We start from the raw sequence: 17,030 nt of genomic DNA on the forward strand, positions 1-17,030 counted from the left end.
ATTCTGCTGAGACGGTGCTTTTCACAATTGCAAAAAGCACCGCTAGTTCTTCCATGTATTTTTATTGCGTGATCATTGGCAAGTGTAAGCCTTGCTCTTTGGCACAGTTAATCGCAATTTCATAACCTGCATCGGCATGACGCATAACACCTGTTGCAGGGTCATTAGTCAGTACGCGAGCAATACGTGCAGCAGCTTCATCTGTACCATCACACACAATCACAACGCCTGAGTGTTGAGAGAAGCCCATACCTACACCACCACCGTGATGTAAAGACACCCAAGTTGCGCCGCCTGCTGTATTGAGCAACGCGTTTAATAAAGGCCAGTCTGATACTGCGTCTGAACCGTCTTGCATTGCTTCAGTTTCACGGTTAGGACTTGCAACCGAACCTGAGTCCAAGTGGTCACGACCAATCACAACTGGTGCAGACAATTCACCGCTACGAACCATTTCGTTAAATGCCAAACCAAGTTTTGCACGTAAGCCCAAACCTACCCAGCAAATACGCGCTGGTAAGCCTTGGAAGCTAATGCGTTCACGAGCCATGTCTAACCAGTGATGTAAATGTTCATCATCAGGAATTAACTCTTTAACTTTGGCATCTGTTTTATAAATGTCTTCTGGGTCACCAGAAAGCGCAGCCCAACGGAATGGACCAATACCACGGCAGAACAATGGACGGATGTAAGCAGGTACGAAGCCTGGGAAATCAAAAGCGTTTGCTACGCCTTCATCTTTCGCCATTTGACGGATGTTGTTGCCATAGTCAAATGTTGGAACACCCATTTTTTGGAAATCAAGCATGGCTTGTACGTGCTTCGCCATCGACTGTTTTGCAGCTTTTACAACAGCTTCCGGTTCAGTTTTCGCACGTTCACGGTATTCATCCCAAGTCCAACCTACTGGTAAGTAGCCATTAAGTGGATCGTGTGCACTTGTCTGGTCAGTCACCATGTCTGGACGTACACCACGGCGAACAAGCTCAGGTAAAATTTCAGCAGCGTTACCATGAAGCGCAATTGAAATTGCTTTGCCTTCTTTTGTATAGCGGTCAATACGCGCTAAAGCGTCGTCTAAGTCAGTTGCTTGTTCGTCTACATAACGAGTACGTAAACGGAAATCGATACTTGCTTGTTGGCATTCAATGTTTAAAGAACATGCACCTGCAAGTGTTGCAGCTAGAGGCTGAGCACCACCCATACCACCTAAACCAGCAGTAAGAACCCAACGACCTTTTAAGTCACCGTTGTAGTGTTGGCGGCCTGCCTCAACGAAAGTTTCATATGTACCTTGTACAATGCCTTGGCTACCAATATAGATCCATGAACCTGCTGTCATTTGACCGTACATTGCAAGTGCTTTTGCGTCTAACTCGTTGAAGTGTTCCCAGTTTGCCCAGTGTGGTACAAGGTTTGAGTTTGCAATTAAAACGCGTGGTGCATCTTTATGAGTTTTAAACACACCTACTGGTTTGCCTGATTGAACTAATAAAGTTTCATCAGTTTCAAGATTTTTTAACGTATCTACAATTTTGTCGAAACATTCCCAGTTTCGTGCTGCACGACCAATACCACCGTATACAACTAACTCTTTCGGGTTTTCTGCAACGTCCGGATCAAGGTTATTCATCAACATACGTAATGGGGCTTCAGTTAACCAACTCTTAGCCGTTAATTCAGTGCCGCGTGGTGCACGAATTTCTACATCACGAAATTTTGTTGTCGTTGTTGTCACAGTCGGACTCCTTCCTTTGAGCTTACATCAGCAGAACATCACTTGTCTCTGCATTTGTATAGTAATGTATTAACTTGTATATACATCCATATACTACACAAATATTTTTCGGCGTGAAGAGGGTGACTCATATTTTTTTAATAAAATTGAATAAGCTTATGAATTAAATTAATTTATTTTTATATCTAGCATAAAAAAAGCACATATCCTCTAATAAGACATGTGCTTTTTAAGACGTAAATGATGTCTTTTTATCGTTGAATTAACTCAATGACATAGCAGCTTTTAAGTTGTTTTTTGGAAAAATTGATTGATGTGACACCAGATTTTTTCTCAATTTTTAGTGTCTCATGAGCAGCAATCTGAACGGAATGATCATCCACATTTACTTGTGTTTCACTACCCTGATTAAAAATGAAAATCAGATCTGCCGAACTTATAAATGCCTGCTCCGCTGCATCATTCAACCACTGAAAACGGGCATGAAACTTTGCAGGATCATAAATTAAATTTAAATCTCGAATTGCCCCATTTACAAGTTCACTTTGAACCTGACTCTCACCATGAAAAGCAAAAATATCGCCTTGGTTTAGCGTTTTGGCAGGAAGCTCATCGACATGCAGTACTATGCCCTGTCCATCGAGTACGCTAATAATGCGCTGCTTGTTGGGAAATAACGAAAATGGTCCGGAAGTGGTCACATCTGCCATCGAAATGCGCCAATCGAAATCGGCTTCACCTTGGCTTCTGGCAATTTCTAAAGTGAAACCCGCACCGTTTTTCCAAAGCATTTTTGTATATTGATCGGCCCTGATCAATTCAATCATGGATTAAATTTCCCTTCGAGATAATAGCGGCTGCCCGGATAAATCAAACGCGCACTTGAAATAAGTTGTTTGTTTGACCATGTGCGGCGACGGATCAGTAAACACGGCTCAGCTTTGGTGATCTTTAACCATTTACACTCTTGAGGAGATGCTAAAACTGCCTCAACAATATGCTCACCCTCTGACACAGGTGCTTTCGCCATGAGGTAAGCATTTGGGGTAATGGTTTTAAAATCTTGTTCTAAATAATCTGGAATCAGCGCTGCATCGACTAAACGATCTTCGACCTGAACAGGTACATCATTTTCATAATGCACAATAATCGAGTGAAATAATTTTTGCCCTTCGCGAGTCTGCATTAACACGCTTTGCTCTGCATTTGCATAAATTTGTTCTAAGACTAAAACTTCAGCGTGGTGCTTATGGTTTCGTGCAATAATCTCATCAGCGATATTATTAATTTGAAAAAGTGCAGTTCGGCCTTGCCCTTCAGCAACGAAAGAACCAACGCCCTGAATTCGAACGAGCAAACCCTCAGTCGTTAATTCACGTAGCGCACGGTTTACCGTCATACGGCTACAACCGAGTTGATTAACCAGTTCACTTTCCGAAGGAATTTTTTTATTTACAGCCCAAGTACCTTCATAAATCTTTTGTGAAATCAATTGTTTTACGCGTTGATATAAAGGAACTGGACTATCAGCTTCAATCGAAAGCTCAGTATGTTCTTGTTTTGATGTTCTGGGCATAACAAATACTCAAAAAGGCAGCAGGCAAAAAGGTATTTTAGTTGACATGCTATGTATATACAACCACATACAACATGTTAATTTATGAATTAAAGATATTTTAAGAAGTCTAAAAAATAAACATAGTTCGGTAAAAGCTAATTTAAAGTTTTATGTAGAAAAATTCAAATATATAAAAGCTTTATCAATATTTATTTAATAATTATTTCTGCTATGCCTTAGCTCAATTCAAAGAAGCAAAAATGTAGTCTTTTTTAGTTTACGAAATGCTGCTTAAAATTTTTATTTAAAATAACTGATCAATAGTATTCTGCTGCCACACTGTATATTAATAAAGCTGGAAGCACATCGAATGCGTAATTATAAAATAGATATTCTTCGAGGAATGTCTATCCTTTTGGTTCTTTTACATCATTTTAATATTCCTTATAAACTCAAAGATACATGGTTAGGTTTTGATTTTTTAGGTGAAGCATTTAGCACAGTCATCGCAAGAAATGGAAATTATGGTGTCACCATGTTTTTTGTGATTTCGGGTTTTTTAATTACCCATCATACTTTAAAACGAGACAAACAATTTTCCGCAATTAACCTCAAGCATTTTTATATCCGACGGGCAGCGCGTATCTTGCCGTGTTTGGTATTACTCATTTTAGGGGTAAGCATACTTGGTTCATTTGACTTAAAACCCTTTATGAACCAAGCTCCGAATGGCATTGAGGTTTCCTATTCCTTAACCATATTTGCAGCTTTAACCTTCTGGATGAATATCCTGATTATTAAATTCGGTTGGGTAAACTACGCCTTGGGCGTGTTGTGGTCACTCTCTGTGGAAGAAGTTTTCTATTTTGTTTTTCCATTATTGTGCTTGCTTACGCGTAGTAATAAGGTCTTTATTGCTGTACTGATTGGGGTAATTATTTACGGGCCTTATTTTAGGTCCCTGCATTTTGGGGAAGAAAGCGGCGCCTATTTATATCACTATTTTTCGAGTTTTGATGGTATAGCGATTGGCTGTTTAACGGCGATTTTTTCTCATAAATATCAGCCAAATTGGCACTATAAAAAACTTCTTTCATGGCTAATTATTTTAGGTATGACCGCTCTATATTTATATGCGCCAATTAAAGAAGTGAGTACATGGGGTATTAGCCTATTTGCTTTTGCCACAGGCTTACTGATTTTGTGTTTTCAACATCCTTCCGGAACACAGGCGCATAATCTATTGACCAAAGTGATGGTCTGGTTGGGGCAAAGAAGTTATGAGACTTATTTGTTTCATCTGGTTGTGCTGGGTCTTATGAAAGTTGCTTTTGTTCCGGCTCAAACGGACGCTAGCATCAAAATTATGCTTTTAATTGGCTATCTGATTCTGACCTTTATTATCAGCGCAGCGATTGAAAAATATTATTCGACACCGCTTAACAGCTATATTCGAAATATTTTCATTAAAGATAAATCATAAAATAAGCCCCTCTAAATCAGGGGCTTTTGTTTTATTAAGCGATCAACATGGTTTCATCATCTTGCTTAAAAGGGTTCGACCAGTTCTGCCAAGCTTGTGATCCTAAAGCCATTTCTTCATCACTTAATAAACAACGGTCTAAGCGTTCTATTAAGGCTTGCTCATCCATTTGCATACCAATTAAAACCAGTTCCTGACGTGCATCACCTGTACGAGCGTCCCAATTTTTCTTAATTTGCTCAATGCTGGCTAGGTCACTCGGCCAATCTTCTTCTGAAACAGCAGCCCACCAATAACCTGCTAGGCCGTGTCGAGCCATTGCACCCGCTTGCGACCATGAATAAGCTAAGGTAGGGTCAGCAGCCAACCAGAAAAAGCCTTTAGAACGCACGACTCCTGGCCATTCTGACTGAACCAAATCATAAAAACGTTCTGGATGGAAAGGTCGACGCGCGCGGTAAACAAAACTACTGATTCCGTACTCTTCAGTTTCAGGTGTATGTTCGCCGCGTAACTCTTTTAACCAGCCCGGTGCTTGCGCGGCTTCATCAAAATCAAATAGCTGTGTATTTAAGATTTTGTCTAAAGCAATTTTTCCAAATTGAGCAATTTCAATTCGAGCACGCGGGTTTAGAGTTTTTAAAATGGCGATAAGCTGGTCTTGCTGCGCCTGATCAATCAAATCAATTTTATTCAGCACAATCACATCACAAAACTCAATCTGATCAATGAGAAGATCGACCACAGTTCTCTCATCTTGCTCGCCTAATGACTCACCACGTTGTTGCAGTGAATCAACTGAACTGTAGTCTTTAAGAAAGTTAAAAGCATCGACTACCGTGACCATAGTGTCGAGTCGAGCGAACTCATTGAGAGAGTTTCCATTTTCATCTTCAAAGGTAAAAGTTTCTGCTACTGGTAATGGTTCTGAAATACCCGTTGACTCAATCACCAATTGGTCAAAGCGCCCTTCATCGGCTAAGCGTCTCACCTCAACCAGTAAATCTTCTCGTAGCGTGCAACAGATACAACCGTTACTCATTTCAACCAGTTTTTCATCTGTTCTTGAAAGCTCTGCCCCACCTTCACGTACTAATGCTGCATCAATATTTACCTCAGACATATCATTAACAATCACGGCAATACGGCGGCCTTCACGATTATTTAAAATATGATTGAGTAATGTGGTCTTTCCTGCACCCAAAAAGCCAGATAAAACGGTAACAGGAAGCTTGGCAAATGAGTTGGCGATTGCAGTGTGCATGGCTTGATCTCTTTGAATAATATTTAAACTGATCATGGCTGGCCATTAAAATATGGCCAGATCACAGGCGTAACCTATTTCTAAACCCTATTAATGTTATGTTATAACATAACTATTGATCAAGTTTTTATTCCAGTTTTATCTAAGCCAATTTACTTAATCTTTGAAAAAATTGCTTTTATAGTCACTGACAAATCGAGGTTCTATAGTGATGGTCAGGTCCCCATGAACGGAATCCTTGGCTATCAATATGAATTTGTCCCGAGGCATAAACACCAAGACCCATGTTAAGTGCTTGTCCTTTGGTTTCCCAGAACTGACAAAGTTTAGTTTTGGTTTGTTGAATATTGAACTGGTCTAAGTCGCTAGGCTGTTCTGGTCCAATTCGAAAATCAAGCGCTGCATTAAAGACATGTCGGGAAGCATCTGCCCCACCTGCACAGCGGTTTAAAGATAAAGCTCGATAGGCCGATGTCACTTCAAAATCGTTAATTACACCATCGTCAACCAATGCTTTTAAGATACTAAGCGTTGGTACAATATTGGACCAAATCTCGCGTGGGGGCACGGCATAAGGCTCCACTCCACATTTTTGCCAGTCACGAGCTGAACGCAATAACTCATAATCTGGAACTAAATTGGCAAGCCCTTTTTGCTTAAGAAATTGCTTGTAAGCTTGTACAGACTGTGCATGATCTGCGGTTGCAATCCAGGCAATATAATCTTCGGGTTGTTGTTTTATTCTTACTACCGTTTTAGATGGCTGAGGCAAAGAGTGAGGATGTTTAGAAACGGTTGGCTTAGGTGTCTGAGTGGTACACGCAGTCAGAAAAAGTAAGATTAAACCTAAATAGGAATATTTCATAAATATGTTGTTCCTTCCTCAACATCGGGAAGCCTTAGTTATTCAATCAAGAGATGTTATAATATAACAATTATAAAGTCCTTTAATTTCTGTTGTAAATTTTAAAAATAAAAAAGGACGTATGCGATACGTCCCTTTTCGTTCCTAATTAAGGTCTAATTACACATCTGCTTCTAAAGCATGTACAGGCTGCTCAGCTTTTAACTTACGGCGTTTAAACTGATAAGCCACCATCAAACACAAAATCCATCCCGGAATCATCATAACCGCAACACGCATATCTGGTGTTAGCGACATGACAACTAAAATTCCAAGCATAAACGCCATGCAAAGGTAGTTGCTAAATGGATACATAAAGCTTGGGAATTTAGTTGTTTGACCTTGGCGTGTCATGAATTTACGGAATTTTAAATGTGTCCATGAAATTACGACCCAGTTAATCACAATCGCCGCTACAACAAGCATCATGAGTAAACCAAACGCTTTTTCTGGGAAAATGTAATTTAACAATACACATAAAATAGTGACTGCCGCAGAAAGGATCACTGCATTGGTTGGAATACCGCGTTTATTAATACGAGCAAATACTTTTGGTGCATTTCCTTGCTGAGCAAGGCCGAGCAACATACGGCTACTGCAATAACTTGTGCCGTTATAGACCGAAACCGCAGCAGTCAAAATCACGAAGTTGAGTAAAGTTGCAACACCTTGGCTGTCTAAAGAAGCAAACACCATTACAAAAGGACTGCCACCTTGTGCCATTTGATTCCAAGGAAATAATGAGAATAAAACAAGAAGCGTCGCAATATAGAAAATCAAAATACGATAGATAATCTGGTTTACCGCTTTAGGTAAAGTTTTATCTGGGTCTCGTGCTTCTGCCGCAGTAATACCAAAAAGCTCGATACCACCAAAAGCAAAAATAATGACCGCCATTGCCATGACCAAACCTTTAATGCCAAATGGGAAGAAACCACCTAATGCCCAAAGGTTAGAAATACTGGCCTGAGGCCCTGCTGTGCCGGTTGCAAGTAAATATGAACCGAAACCGATCATGGCTAAAATTGCTAAGATTTTGACAATGGAAAACCAAAATTCCATTTCGCCAAAAAACTTAACATGCAGTAAATTGATACCATTAATGAGAATAAAGAACGTTAGAGCAGATGCCCACGTTGGGATTTGCGGCCACCAATATTGAATATAAAGTCCAATTGCACTTAACTCCGCCATACACACAAGTACATTGAGTACCCAGTAATTCCATCCTGACATGAAGCCTGCAAAAGGTCCCCAATATTTGTAAGCGAAGTGGCTAAAAGATCCACTTACAGGTTCTTCTACGACCATTTCACCGAGCTGGCGCATCATTAAAAAAGCAATAAATCCTGCAATCGCATAACCCAAGATTACCGATGGACCTGCCAATTTAATCGATTGTGATATACCAAGAAACAGCCCTGTACCAATCGCTCCACCCAATGCAATCAGCTGGATGTGACGATTACTCAAACCGTGTTTCAGGTTTCCTTGCTCTTGTGTTGACATATGATTATTCTCATCCTTGTCACGTAATTTTTTTCCAATAAATTACGTATATCATAAATTGATCGGATTTTCATAGAGATTGATGAAAAAATAATTGCGTTACTTTTCTCACAACCGCGCATGAAAACAGAAAATGCAAGAAATAACAATTATTATGCAATGTGTAATTAAATTATGTATTGCGTAATTTTATGAATTCAGTATTATAAGAACCATGAAGTAATTGGTTGTTCTCGGTCTCTATCAAACTCATAAGTAAAAAGATGATCTAAATAACGGTTAAAACTTATTGAGTAGCTCAGTCCCTAGACCGAACTTTTATTTGTATAAGACGCGAGATGAAGACAAGGAAGCGAAAATGGAACAAAAACTAAACTCTTTTATTGAAGTTTCACCTCAATCTGATTTCACTATTCATAATTTGCCTTATGGTATTTTTAGTAGAACAGCCGAAGGCGAGCGTCAGGTCGGTGTAGCTATCGGTGATTGGGTCATTGATCTCGCTGCTCTTGAAAAGCATGGTCTTTTAAAACTTTCAGATCAAGACACATACTTTAACCAGCCTACACTGAATAAATTTATTGAATCGGGCAAAGCCAATTGGTCTAAAGTTCGTAAAACGCTACAGTCTCTTCTTTCAGTTGATAATTTAACGCTTCAAGAAAATGAAGCATTGCTCCAAGAAGTTTTGGTTAAGCAAGACAGTGTTACTTTGCATTTACCACTTCAAGTATCTGGTTATACCGATTTCTATTCTTCTAAAGAACATGCCACCAATGTAGGCTGTATGTTCCGCGACCCTAAAAATGCCTTACTTCCAAACTGGACTGAATTGCCTGTTGGTTACAATGGCCGTGCTAGCTCTGTTGTAGTCAGTGGCACTCAAGTCGTGCGTCCATCTGGACAAATTAAACTTCCAAATGAAGAGCGTCCAGTTTTCTCAGCTACGCGTAAACTCGATTTCGAACTTGAAACAGCATTTGTTATTGGTAAACCAACGGAGCTTGGCCAGCCAATCTCAATTGAAAATGCTTGGGACCATATTTTTGGAATGGTATTACTCAATGACTGGTCAGCGCGCGATATCCAGCAATGGGAATATGTACCTCTAGGTCCTTTCAATTCAAAATCTTTTGCTAGTGCCATCTCACCTTGGGTAGTCACGCTTGAAGCACTTGAGCCATTTAAAGTGGAAGGCCCAAAACAAGAGCCTAAACCTTTAGCGTATCTACAAGAAAATATCGCGAATAGTTACGACATTAATTTGAGTGTTGAAATTCAAAGCCCAAATTCAGCACAAACTGATGTGATCTGTAAAACCAATTTCAAATATATGTATTGGTCTATGGCTCAGCAGCTGACTCACCACACCATTGGAGGCTGTAACGTTCAGGTCGGCGATTTAATGGGTTCAGGTACTATTTCAGGTTCTACACCTGACTCTTATGGTAGCTTGCTTGAGCTGACGTGGAACACCACCAAACCGTTAACACTTGCGAATGGTGAAACTCGTGGTTTCTTGCAAGACGGCGACACGCTCATTATGAAAGGACACTGTGAGAAAAATGGTATTCGCGTTGGCTTTGGTGAAGTTCGAAATACGGTACTTCCTGCATTAAATTTCGATTTTGCAGAAACTTCGGAGCCAGACTATGAAGCTGTATAGTTACTTTCGTAGCTCTGCAGCTTACAGAGTACGGATTGGCCTCAACCTTAAAAATCTCGCTTATGAAACTGCACCAGTTCATTTGGTTAAAAATGAGCAGCAAAGTGAAGACTATTTAAAGTTAAATCGCAGTGCCTTAGTGCCAACTTTAATAGACGGCGATTTAACTTTGTCACAGTCATTAAGTATTTTGGAATATCTAGATGAACAATATCCGGAAACCAAATTACTCCCAAATGATGTGAAAGAGAGAGCCAAAATCCGTGCTTTTGCACAGGCAATTGCCTGTGATATTCATCCGTTAAATAACTTACGTGTGCTGAAATATTTAAAAAATGACTTAAATGTTTCGGACGAACAAAAAAATTATTGGTATCAGCACTGGATTCTTGAAGGTTTTCAAACTCTCGAACAGCAACTTCAAGATTCAAATGGACAGTTTTGCTTTGGGCACGAAGCAACGATTGCCGATTGCTGCCTCATTCCACAGGTCTATAACGCGAAACGCTTCAAGATAGATTTATCTGCGTTTCCAAAAATTGAATCAATTTATCAACATTGTTTGTCTATCCCAGCCTTCTATAACGCGGCGCCAGAACAACAACCAGATTGGGAATAGTAAAAGGAGTTTCAACATGACATTTGCCATTAAAAAAATACATCACGTTGCATATCGCTGTAAGGATGCGAAAGAAACTGTTGAGTGGTATAAAAAAATGCTCAACATGGACTTTATCTTAGCTTTTGCTGAAGACCATGTACCTTCAACGAAAGCCTTCGACCCTTATATGCATTTATTCCTAGATGCTGGTCAGGGCAACGTTTTGGCATTTTTTGAATTACCAACCCAACCAGAAATGGGCCGAGATGAAAACACGCCTCAGTGGGTACAACATATTGCCTTTGAAGTTGAAGATTTAAATGCCCTTTTAGCTGCCAAACAACATTTGGAAGACAACGGCGTTAAAGTGCTAGGTATTACCAACCATGGTATCTTCCATTCAATTTATTTCTTTGACCCAAATGGCCATCGTTTAGAACTGACTTATAACGATGTACATGCTGAAGAGAAAATTGCAAAAATTACTGAAGAAATGAAAACTGAAATGTTAGATGAATGGAGCAAAACCAAACGTGCTCCACACCATACTCATTTCTTGCATGAAGAAGAATTAGGCGCATAATTCTTTCAAAGCAATCGTTTTAAAAGTCGGCATTGGTGGGAATAGTTTGAATGAACTGTTCTATATCAATGCCGATTTATATTGTTTAAATCTACTAAACTTCTTCTATCAATTTACGCTATAAATGAAAGATGAAGTTGTTTGTAAGAATTGTTGATTATTAAACATGTGAATTTCGCTAATAGAAAAAGGTGATTTCTATTTTTCTATAGGCTCAGGCATGATGTAAATCGCATCAATTCCAATTTATGTTTATACATAACTGTTTAACTGCTGAAGTAAATCGATTAAGGGTATTTAAATGATTGAAGAAAAAATATCTGGGGGGGTTCAATCACTTGAAGTTGGCTTATCCGTACTAAATGCCCTTTTAGAGCACAATCAACCGATTATTCTCAAAGACTTATCGAGTAAGCTTGAGATGCATCCTGCCAAAGTACACCGTTATTTGGTGAGCTTAATTCGCATGGATTACGCCAAACAGCTTGAAGACGGTCAATATGCTCTAGGCGATCAGGCATGGCGTTTAGGCTTAAACTGCATTCAGCACAGTGACACTTTACAGTTGGTACAACATCTAATTTACGACCTACAAAGCAAAATTGGCTGTGGCATTCAAATTAGTAAGTGGTCGCCCAAAGGCCCTGTGGTGGTTCAATCTATTGAATCTAATCACCCTATTTCGATTGTGACCAAAGTCGGTTCAATTATGCCTTTAGTCAATTCTGCTGCAGGACGTTTATTTGCTTCTTACCTTCCGGAGCATTTTATTCGTCCATTGCTAGAAGCTGAATGGCAAAAACATCAAGAACTTGGGCTAAACATTGCACCACATAATTGGGAAGAGTTTTTAGAACTTAAAGAGAAGATTCGCCAGCAACAAATGTCTGCGGCTAAAGGTGATTTACTTACGGGTATTAACGCTGTAGGTCTGCCGGTATTTAACTCAAACCAAGGGATTGAGTTTTGTATTGTGGCGCTTGATAGCGAAATGTTTTTACCCGTTGACCCACAAAGTAAAATTATTGAAACTCTTAAAAATGAGATTAATTCGATTAATCAATACATTAAAAGCCGCTAAATCAATAGCTATAAAAAAACCAAGAGCATTGCTCTTGGTTTTTTTAGATTAGAGACAAAGCAAAACTTATTTTGCTTCGAGAACACCACGGCGAATTTGGTCACGTTCAATCGATTCAAACAATGCCTTGAAGTTACCTTCACCAAAACCATCGTCATCTTTACGTTGAATAAATTCGAAGAAAACTGGCCCAATCATATTTTGAGAGAAGATTTGCAATAAAAGCTTCTTCTGACCATCTTTAGTATTACCATCAAGCAAAATACCGCGCTGTTTTAATTCATCAGTCGGTTCGCCATGCTCAGGTAAGCGATCTTCCAACATTTCATAATACGTGTTTGGCGGTGGAGTCATAAATTGCAGACCCAAGCCTTTTAACTTATCCCAAGTCGAAATTAAGTCATCACAAATAAATGCAATATGCTGAATACCTTCGCCATTAAAATCAGCTAAGAATTCTGCAATTTGGCCGTTACCTTTGTCTGAATCTTCATTTAAAGGAATACGGATCATGCCATCTGGAGCAGTTAATGCTTTAGATGTTAAACCTGTATATTCACCTTTAATGTCGAAGTAACGAATTTCTTGGAAGTTAAAAATCTTCTCGTAGAAGTTCGCCCAGTACTCCATACGGCCTTTGTAGACGTTATGAGTTAAGTGGTCAATTTCTTTTAAGCCCGCACCTTCAGGGTTACGCTGGGTATCATCAAAGAAAATAAAGTCATTTTCATAAATGTCGCGGTCAACCAAGAAGATTGGCATGCCACCAATACCTTTAATTGCCGGAATGTTAAGCTCCATTGGCCCAACATTCGAATACATTGGTTCTGCACCAAGTTCAACAGCCTTTTTAAAAGCTTTTGCCGCATCACGAGTTTTGAATCCCATTGCGCAAGCAGATGGACCATGCTCATTAAAAAAGAATGAAGCATAAGATTCTGGCTGATAATTCAGGATAATATTGATATTTCCTTGACGCCATAAGTACGCTTTTTTCGATTTATGCTTGGCTACTTTTGAAAAGCCGATTGTTTCAAAAATTGGATCTAATTCATTTTCTTTTGAAACAAACTCAATAAATGCAAAACCGCATAGTTCTAATGGGTTCTCTAAAATATCCATCTAGTTTCCCTCTGGTAATTACCTGATCCGTTTACTTCTCATGCTGATCTGGTCAGCTCCTTTCTCTATAGAATACGCATTTGCTGGGAGAGTGTTTGAACCGTCAAATGCCTTAGCCCAACGCATCCTATGAGAAAAAAACCAATAACTAAAACGAAGATTGAATGAGCGCAAAGCCGATGATTAATTTCCCTTCTATATGGTCTTTGTTTTCCATACACACTGTCCTTTCTTATCTAAAAGTACGATTGAGATTTTTCAATAATCCTTTAAAAATCGTCTTTTCCTAAAGTCATTCCTAGATTTATGGAGGCCAACATCCTTGTTGGACCTCCAATGGCCATTTACCTTAAAACAGATGCTACTAAAAACAATTAAATTATGCAATACATAATTTAATTATGAATTGTGTAATTTATTAATCAAATTACGCCATTTGTTTGTGCTTGTTTTAGATTTCATATTTTATAAATCATTGGGTACACTCACATGGCTTTTAAAGTTCTAATGACGGAAAACTCATGCTTTTAATCAGTGCCTGTTTAATTGGGGAGCCTGTACGCTACGATGGGCGCTCTTGCTTGCATACTACGCTTCAGCAGTTATTTTTAAATAAAAAAGCCCATGCACTTTGCCCAGAGTTATTAGGTGGATTTAGCACCCCTCGTCTACCCGCAGAAATTGTGGGAGGAACAGGTCAAGATGTACTTGATGGCAAGGCAAAAATCGCGGATTCATCTGGTTTAGATGTAACCGAGCTATATTTAAAAGGCGCCTACCGTACTTTAGAAATTGCACGGCAAATACAAGCAACTTGCGTGGTTTTAAAAGAAAATAGTCCGTCTTGCGGTAGCCAAAAAATTTATAACGGTACTTTTCAAGGTGAGAGAATTACAGGTGTGGGGATTACCACAGCACTGTTACAGCGCCATGGCTTTGAAGTAATTTCTGAAAATGAGATTGAAGAATGGTTAACAACACATCCTCTTTAAGGTTGTGTTGATTTACCTAATCAAAAACCTCTTAATTGCTTTCTAAAACGGAAACAGAAAGCACTCAATACACAAGCTACTAAATAGCTTATGACTGCCATACTCCAAAAACCATAAATTCCCATTGCAGAAATCGAGTGACTCCCCCAGTGCAGCCCTTTATAAGCCATCCACCAACCACCACCCAATCCGAAAAATAGCACCACGACTAAAAAAATCAGCATGGGTAAAATCGACACATCCCAACAACGCAGCAAAGAGGTTAGTAAAGACATTAAGCCATCTAGAAAATGAGACATGCAGACAATCAACAGCAGTGATGCTGCCAAAATCTGTACAGCCAAATCATCTGAATAGAACGTGACAATTAAGTCCCGTTCCAACCATAAACACAGGGACAGACTGCCACTCACTGCCATAATTACCCATATACTTTGTCTGGCAATTTTGTTTGCTTCGTCCATGTTCCCGCTGCCCATAGACCTCGACACCAAAATGCTATAAGTCGAGGCAATTGAGGAAGGAAAAATAAACATGAAGCCGCCCGTGCTTGCGACAATTTGATGGGCTGCAGACACCACACTCCCGAAAGGCAAAATTAAAATAGCAACCGAACAAAATGCAACAACATCCATCAACGCCATGATCGCGGTAGGTATCCCTATTTTTAAAATCATACGCAGACTTTGTCGGCTATCTTCAACTGACCGCTTTGGATGTTCAATAAAGATATATCCTTTCTCCAAGAAAAACAGGTAATAAACAGCCAACATAAACCACCGAACAATAATAGTGGCTAATAAAGCTCCTATCGCACCGAGTGGCGGAATTGAAAATGAAGCAACACCATAAATTAAAAGATAGGACAAAATAATTTTAAGAATGAAGAAAAGACTATCTGATAATAAAACCTTGTGTGCATTTTCAGTAACCTGAGACAAAGCTGTAAATAAACGCATCAGTAAATGCGCAGGTAAAATAAATACCAAAGCCCAAATACAGTTTTTAGTAATTGAAACGACATGTTCAGATGCACCAAATAATTTTGGTAAATCACGGAATACGTAAAGCAGGCCAATACTGATCAATGCCGAACATAACATTAGCCAAATGCCTTGAATAAAAATCTGACGTATACGCGGTAAATCATGGCAACCATAGGCTTCTGAAAGCTTGAGTATCACACCTTGCAGAATCCCCATCCCAATGACATAAATCACTGTATATAAAGATAAGGTTACCGATAATGCGGCGACATGATCATTGCTAAAATGCCCTACATACGCAATATCAACCAATCCACTTAAAACTACAATTAAATTGCTAGAAAGCATGGGTATAAATAATTTAAAAATCTGGTTCATCAAAAAAAGCCTTATCTTTTTCTTTGCGATTTATGTTGATATTCACGTTATTTTTAATGCATCAATTCAAAGCAAAAGACATACCAGTTCTAAATTCAGCTCTCCCTAAAATGTTCTTTAAATAAAAAGCCAAACTATTCGTTTGGCCTTTTTTTAATGTGTGTTGTATACAGTTATTCCTGTTTGTGTTTACTTGCCCAATAAGTTGCAAGCGCCGGGCCCGAAATATTATGCCAAAGACTGAAAATAGCACTCGGTACTGCTGTAATCGGAGAAGCCGCAAAATGTACTGCTGCAAGTGCCACACCTAAACCTGAGTTTTGCATACCGACTTCTATCGCAATTGCTTTACTGTCTGCATAAGGCAATTTAAAGAAACGAGCTGCGGTAAAACCTAATAAATAACCAAACCCATTATGCAATATCACTACCGCCAAAATGAGCAAACCCGATTGAAAAATAGCTGCTTTACTGCCGCCAATAATGGCTGCCACAATCGCAACAATTGCAATCACTGAAACTAAAGGCATGACTTGAATATACGATTCGACCTGACGTTTAAACCAAGTTCGCAAAATCAGACCAATCACAATGGGCAGTAGCACCACCTGCAAAATTGAAATAAACATCGAAGCTGCATCAATCTTTAACCATTGACTGGCAAGCAGGTAGAAAATTGCAGGAGTTAGCACAGGAGCCAAGAGTGTTGATACCGATGTACAAGCGACCGATAAAGCCACATTGCCTTTGGCCATATAGGTAATGACGTTTGAAGCTGTTCCCCCTGGGCAACAACCTACCAAAATAACGCCGACTGCAATTTCAGAAGGCAAATTAAATAATTTACACAGAACAAATGCCAAACCGGGCATCACCACAAACTGTGCTACTACCCCAATTAACACCGCTTTAGGGCTTTGTAATACCCCTTTAAAGTCATCAACGGTCATGGTCATTCCCATGCCGAGCATAATAATGCCCAAGATCCATGGAATATAAGCTTTAAGCCAGACAAAAAACTCAGGTTGCCAGAGTGCCAATGCCGCAAAAACGATGACCCATAAAGCAAACGTTTTCTGAACAAAGTGAGTAAAACGTAATAATGCAGACATGCTGTTCATCCATATCAAATTGCAATTAAAGCCCAAACAACATGGGCACTATT

General features: G+C 39.3%; 15 protein-coding genes. 6 read left to right on the forward strand and 9 right to left on the reverse strand.

Features of this window, described 5'->3' with window-relative positions; translation table 11 throughout:
• Positions 1 to 61: 61 nt before the first annotated feature.
• The 3 genes from hutU to hutC all read right to left on the reverse strand — a co-directional run bounded on the left by hutU (position 62) and on the right by hutC (position 3,314).
• Positions 62 to 1,738: a urocanate hydratase gene (hutU, locus tag J576_RS08800; protein ID WP_002054061.1), complete on the reverse strand. Its 1,677-nt coding sequence runs from the start codon at positions 1,736 to 1,738 to the stop codon at positions 62 to 64.
• 251 nt (positions 1,739 to 1,989) lie between these two features.
• The gene (locus J576_RS08805; protein WP_002053735.1) at positions 1,990 to 2,565 is read right to left on the reverse strand and encodes a HutD/Ves family protein; all 576 of its coding nucleotides are present in this window, start codon (positions 2,563 to 2,565) and stop codon (positions 1,990 to 1,992) included.
• Positions 2,562 to 3,314: a histidine utilization transcriptional repressor HutC gene (gene hutC, locus J576_RS08810; protein ID WP_002053898.1), complete on the reverse strand. Its 753-nt coding sequence runs from the start codon at positions 3,312 to 3,314 to the stop codon at positions 2,562 to 2,564. Before hutC ends, J576_RS08805 begins: the two co-directional genes overlap by 4 nt.
• A 352-nt stretch (positions 3,315 to 3,666) precedes the next feature.
• Between hutC and J576_RS08815 the strand changes: the two genes are divergently transcribed.
• On the forward strand, positions 3,667 to 4,779 hold the full coding sequence (locus J576_RS08815; protein WP_025467999.1) for an acyltransferase family protein: 1,113 nt from the start codon (positions 3,667 to 3,669) through the stop codon (positions 4,777 to 4,779).
• 34 nt (positions 4,780 to 4,813) lie between these two features.
• Here J576_RS08815 and zigA read toward each other — a convergent pair whose 3' ends face one another.
• The 3 genes from zigA to J576_RS08830 form a co-directional block, all read right to left on the reverse strand.
• Positions 4,814 to 6,079 carry a zinc metallochaperone GTPase ZigA gene (zigA, locus tag J576_RS08820; protein ID WP_002053786.1) on the reverse strand — a complete coding sequence of 422 codons (1,266 nt, stop codon included), beginning with the start codon at positions 6,077 to 6,079 and terminating at the stop codon, positions 4,814 to 4,816.
• 148 nt (positions 6,080 to 6,227) lie between these two features.
• Positions 6,228 to 6,908, reverse strand: a complete 681-nt coding sequence (gene zrlA, locus J576_RS08825) for a D-Ala-D-Ala carboxypeptidase ZrlA (protein WP_002053893.1) — start codon at positions 6,906 to 6,908, stop codon at positions 6,228 to 6,230.
• 159 nt (positions 6,909 to 7,067) lie between these two features.
• A complete protein-coding gene (locus tag J576_RS08830; RefSeq protein WP_002053770.1) occupies positions 7,068 to 8,456 on the reverse strand; it encodes an amino acid permease in 1,389 nt (462 codons plus the stop codon).
• Between the two features lie 358 nt (positions 8,457 to 8,814).
• Here J576_RS08830 and fahA point away from each other — a divergent pair, with 358 nt between their 5' ends.
• The 4 genes from fahA to J576_RS08850 all read left to right on the forward strand — a co-directional run bounded on the left by fahA (position 8,815) and on the right by J576_RS08850 (position 12,387).
• Positions 8,815 to 10,122 (forward strand): fumarylacetoacetase, encoded by a 1,308-nt coding sequence (fahA, locus tag J576_RS08835; protein WP_002053997.1) that lies wholly within the window; start codon positions 8,815 to 8,817, stop codon positions 10,120 to 10,122.
• Positions 10,109 to 10,741 carry a maleylacetoacetate isomerase gene (gene maiA / locus J576_RS08840; protein ID WP_002053862.1) on the forward strand — a complete coding sequence of 211 codons (633 nt, stop codon included), beginning with the start codon at positions 10,109 to 10,111 and terminating at the stop codon, positions 10,739 to 10,741. Before fahA ends, maiA begins: the two co-directional genes overlap by 14 nt.
• 16 nt (positions 10,742 to 10,757) lie before the next feature.
• Positions 10,758 to 11,306, forward strand: a complete 549-nt coding sequence (locus tag J576_RS08845) for a VOC family protein (protein WP_002054005.1) — start codon at positions 10,758 to 10,760, stop codon at positions 11,304 to 11,306.
• Between the two features lie 301 nt (positions 11,307 to 11,607).
• Positions 11,608 to 12,387 carry an IclR family transcriptional regulator gene (locus J576_RS08850; RefSeq protein WP_002053886.1) on the forward strand — a complete coding sequence of 260 codons (780 nt, stop codon included), beginning with the start codon at positions 11,608 to 11,610 and terminating at the stop codon, positions 12,385 to 12,387.
• A gap of 66 nt (positions 12,388 to 12,453) precedes the next feature.
• Here the strand turns inward: J576_RS08850 and hppD are convergent, their stop codons facing one another.
• On the reverse strand, positions 12,454 to 13,509 hold the full coding sequence (hppD, locus tag J576_RS08855; protein ID WP_002053927.1) for a 4-hydroxyphenylpyruvate dioxygenase: 1,056 nt from the start codon (positions 13,507 to 13,509) through the stop codon (positions 12,454 to 12,456).
• 521 nt (positions 13,510 to 14,030) lie between these two features.
• On the opposite strand from hppD, the gene J576_RS08860 reads away from it, so the two are divergent.
• Positions 14,031 to 14,501 (forward strand): 2-thiouracil desulfurase family protein, encoded by a 471-nt coding sequence (locus J576_RS08860; protein ID WP_002053740.1) that lies wholly within the window; start codon positions 14,031 to 14,033, stop codon positions 14,499 to 14,501.
• Positions 14,502 to 14,521: 20 nt separating this feature from the next.
• Here the strand turns inward: J576_RS08860 and J576_RS08865 are convergent, their stop codons facing one another.
• The gene (locus J576_RS08865) at positions 14,522 to 15,865 is read right to left on the reverse strand and encodes an MATE family efflux transporter (protein ID WP_002053857.1); all 1,344 of its coding nucleotides are present in this window, start codon (positions 15,863 to 15,865) and stop codon (positions 14,522 to 14,524) included.
• A gap of 173 nt (positions 15,866 to 16,038) precedes the next feature.
• Positions 16,039 to 16,977: a bile acid:sodium symporter family protein gene (locus J576_RS08870; RefSeq protein ID WP_002053797.1), complete on the reverse strand. Its 939-nt coding sequence runs from the start codon at positions 16,975 to 16,977 to the stop codon at positions 16,039 to 16,041.
• Positions 16,978 to 17,030: the final 53 nt, after the last annotated feature.

The sequence above is a fragment of the Acinetobacter sp. 766875 genome (genome assembly GCF_000582055.1).
Classification (GTDB): Bacteria; Pseudomonadota; Gammaproteobacteria; order Pseudomonadales; family Moraxellaceae; genus Acinetobacter; species Acinetobacter nosocomialis.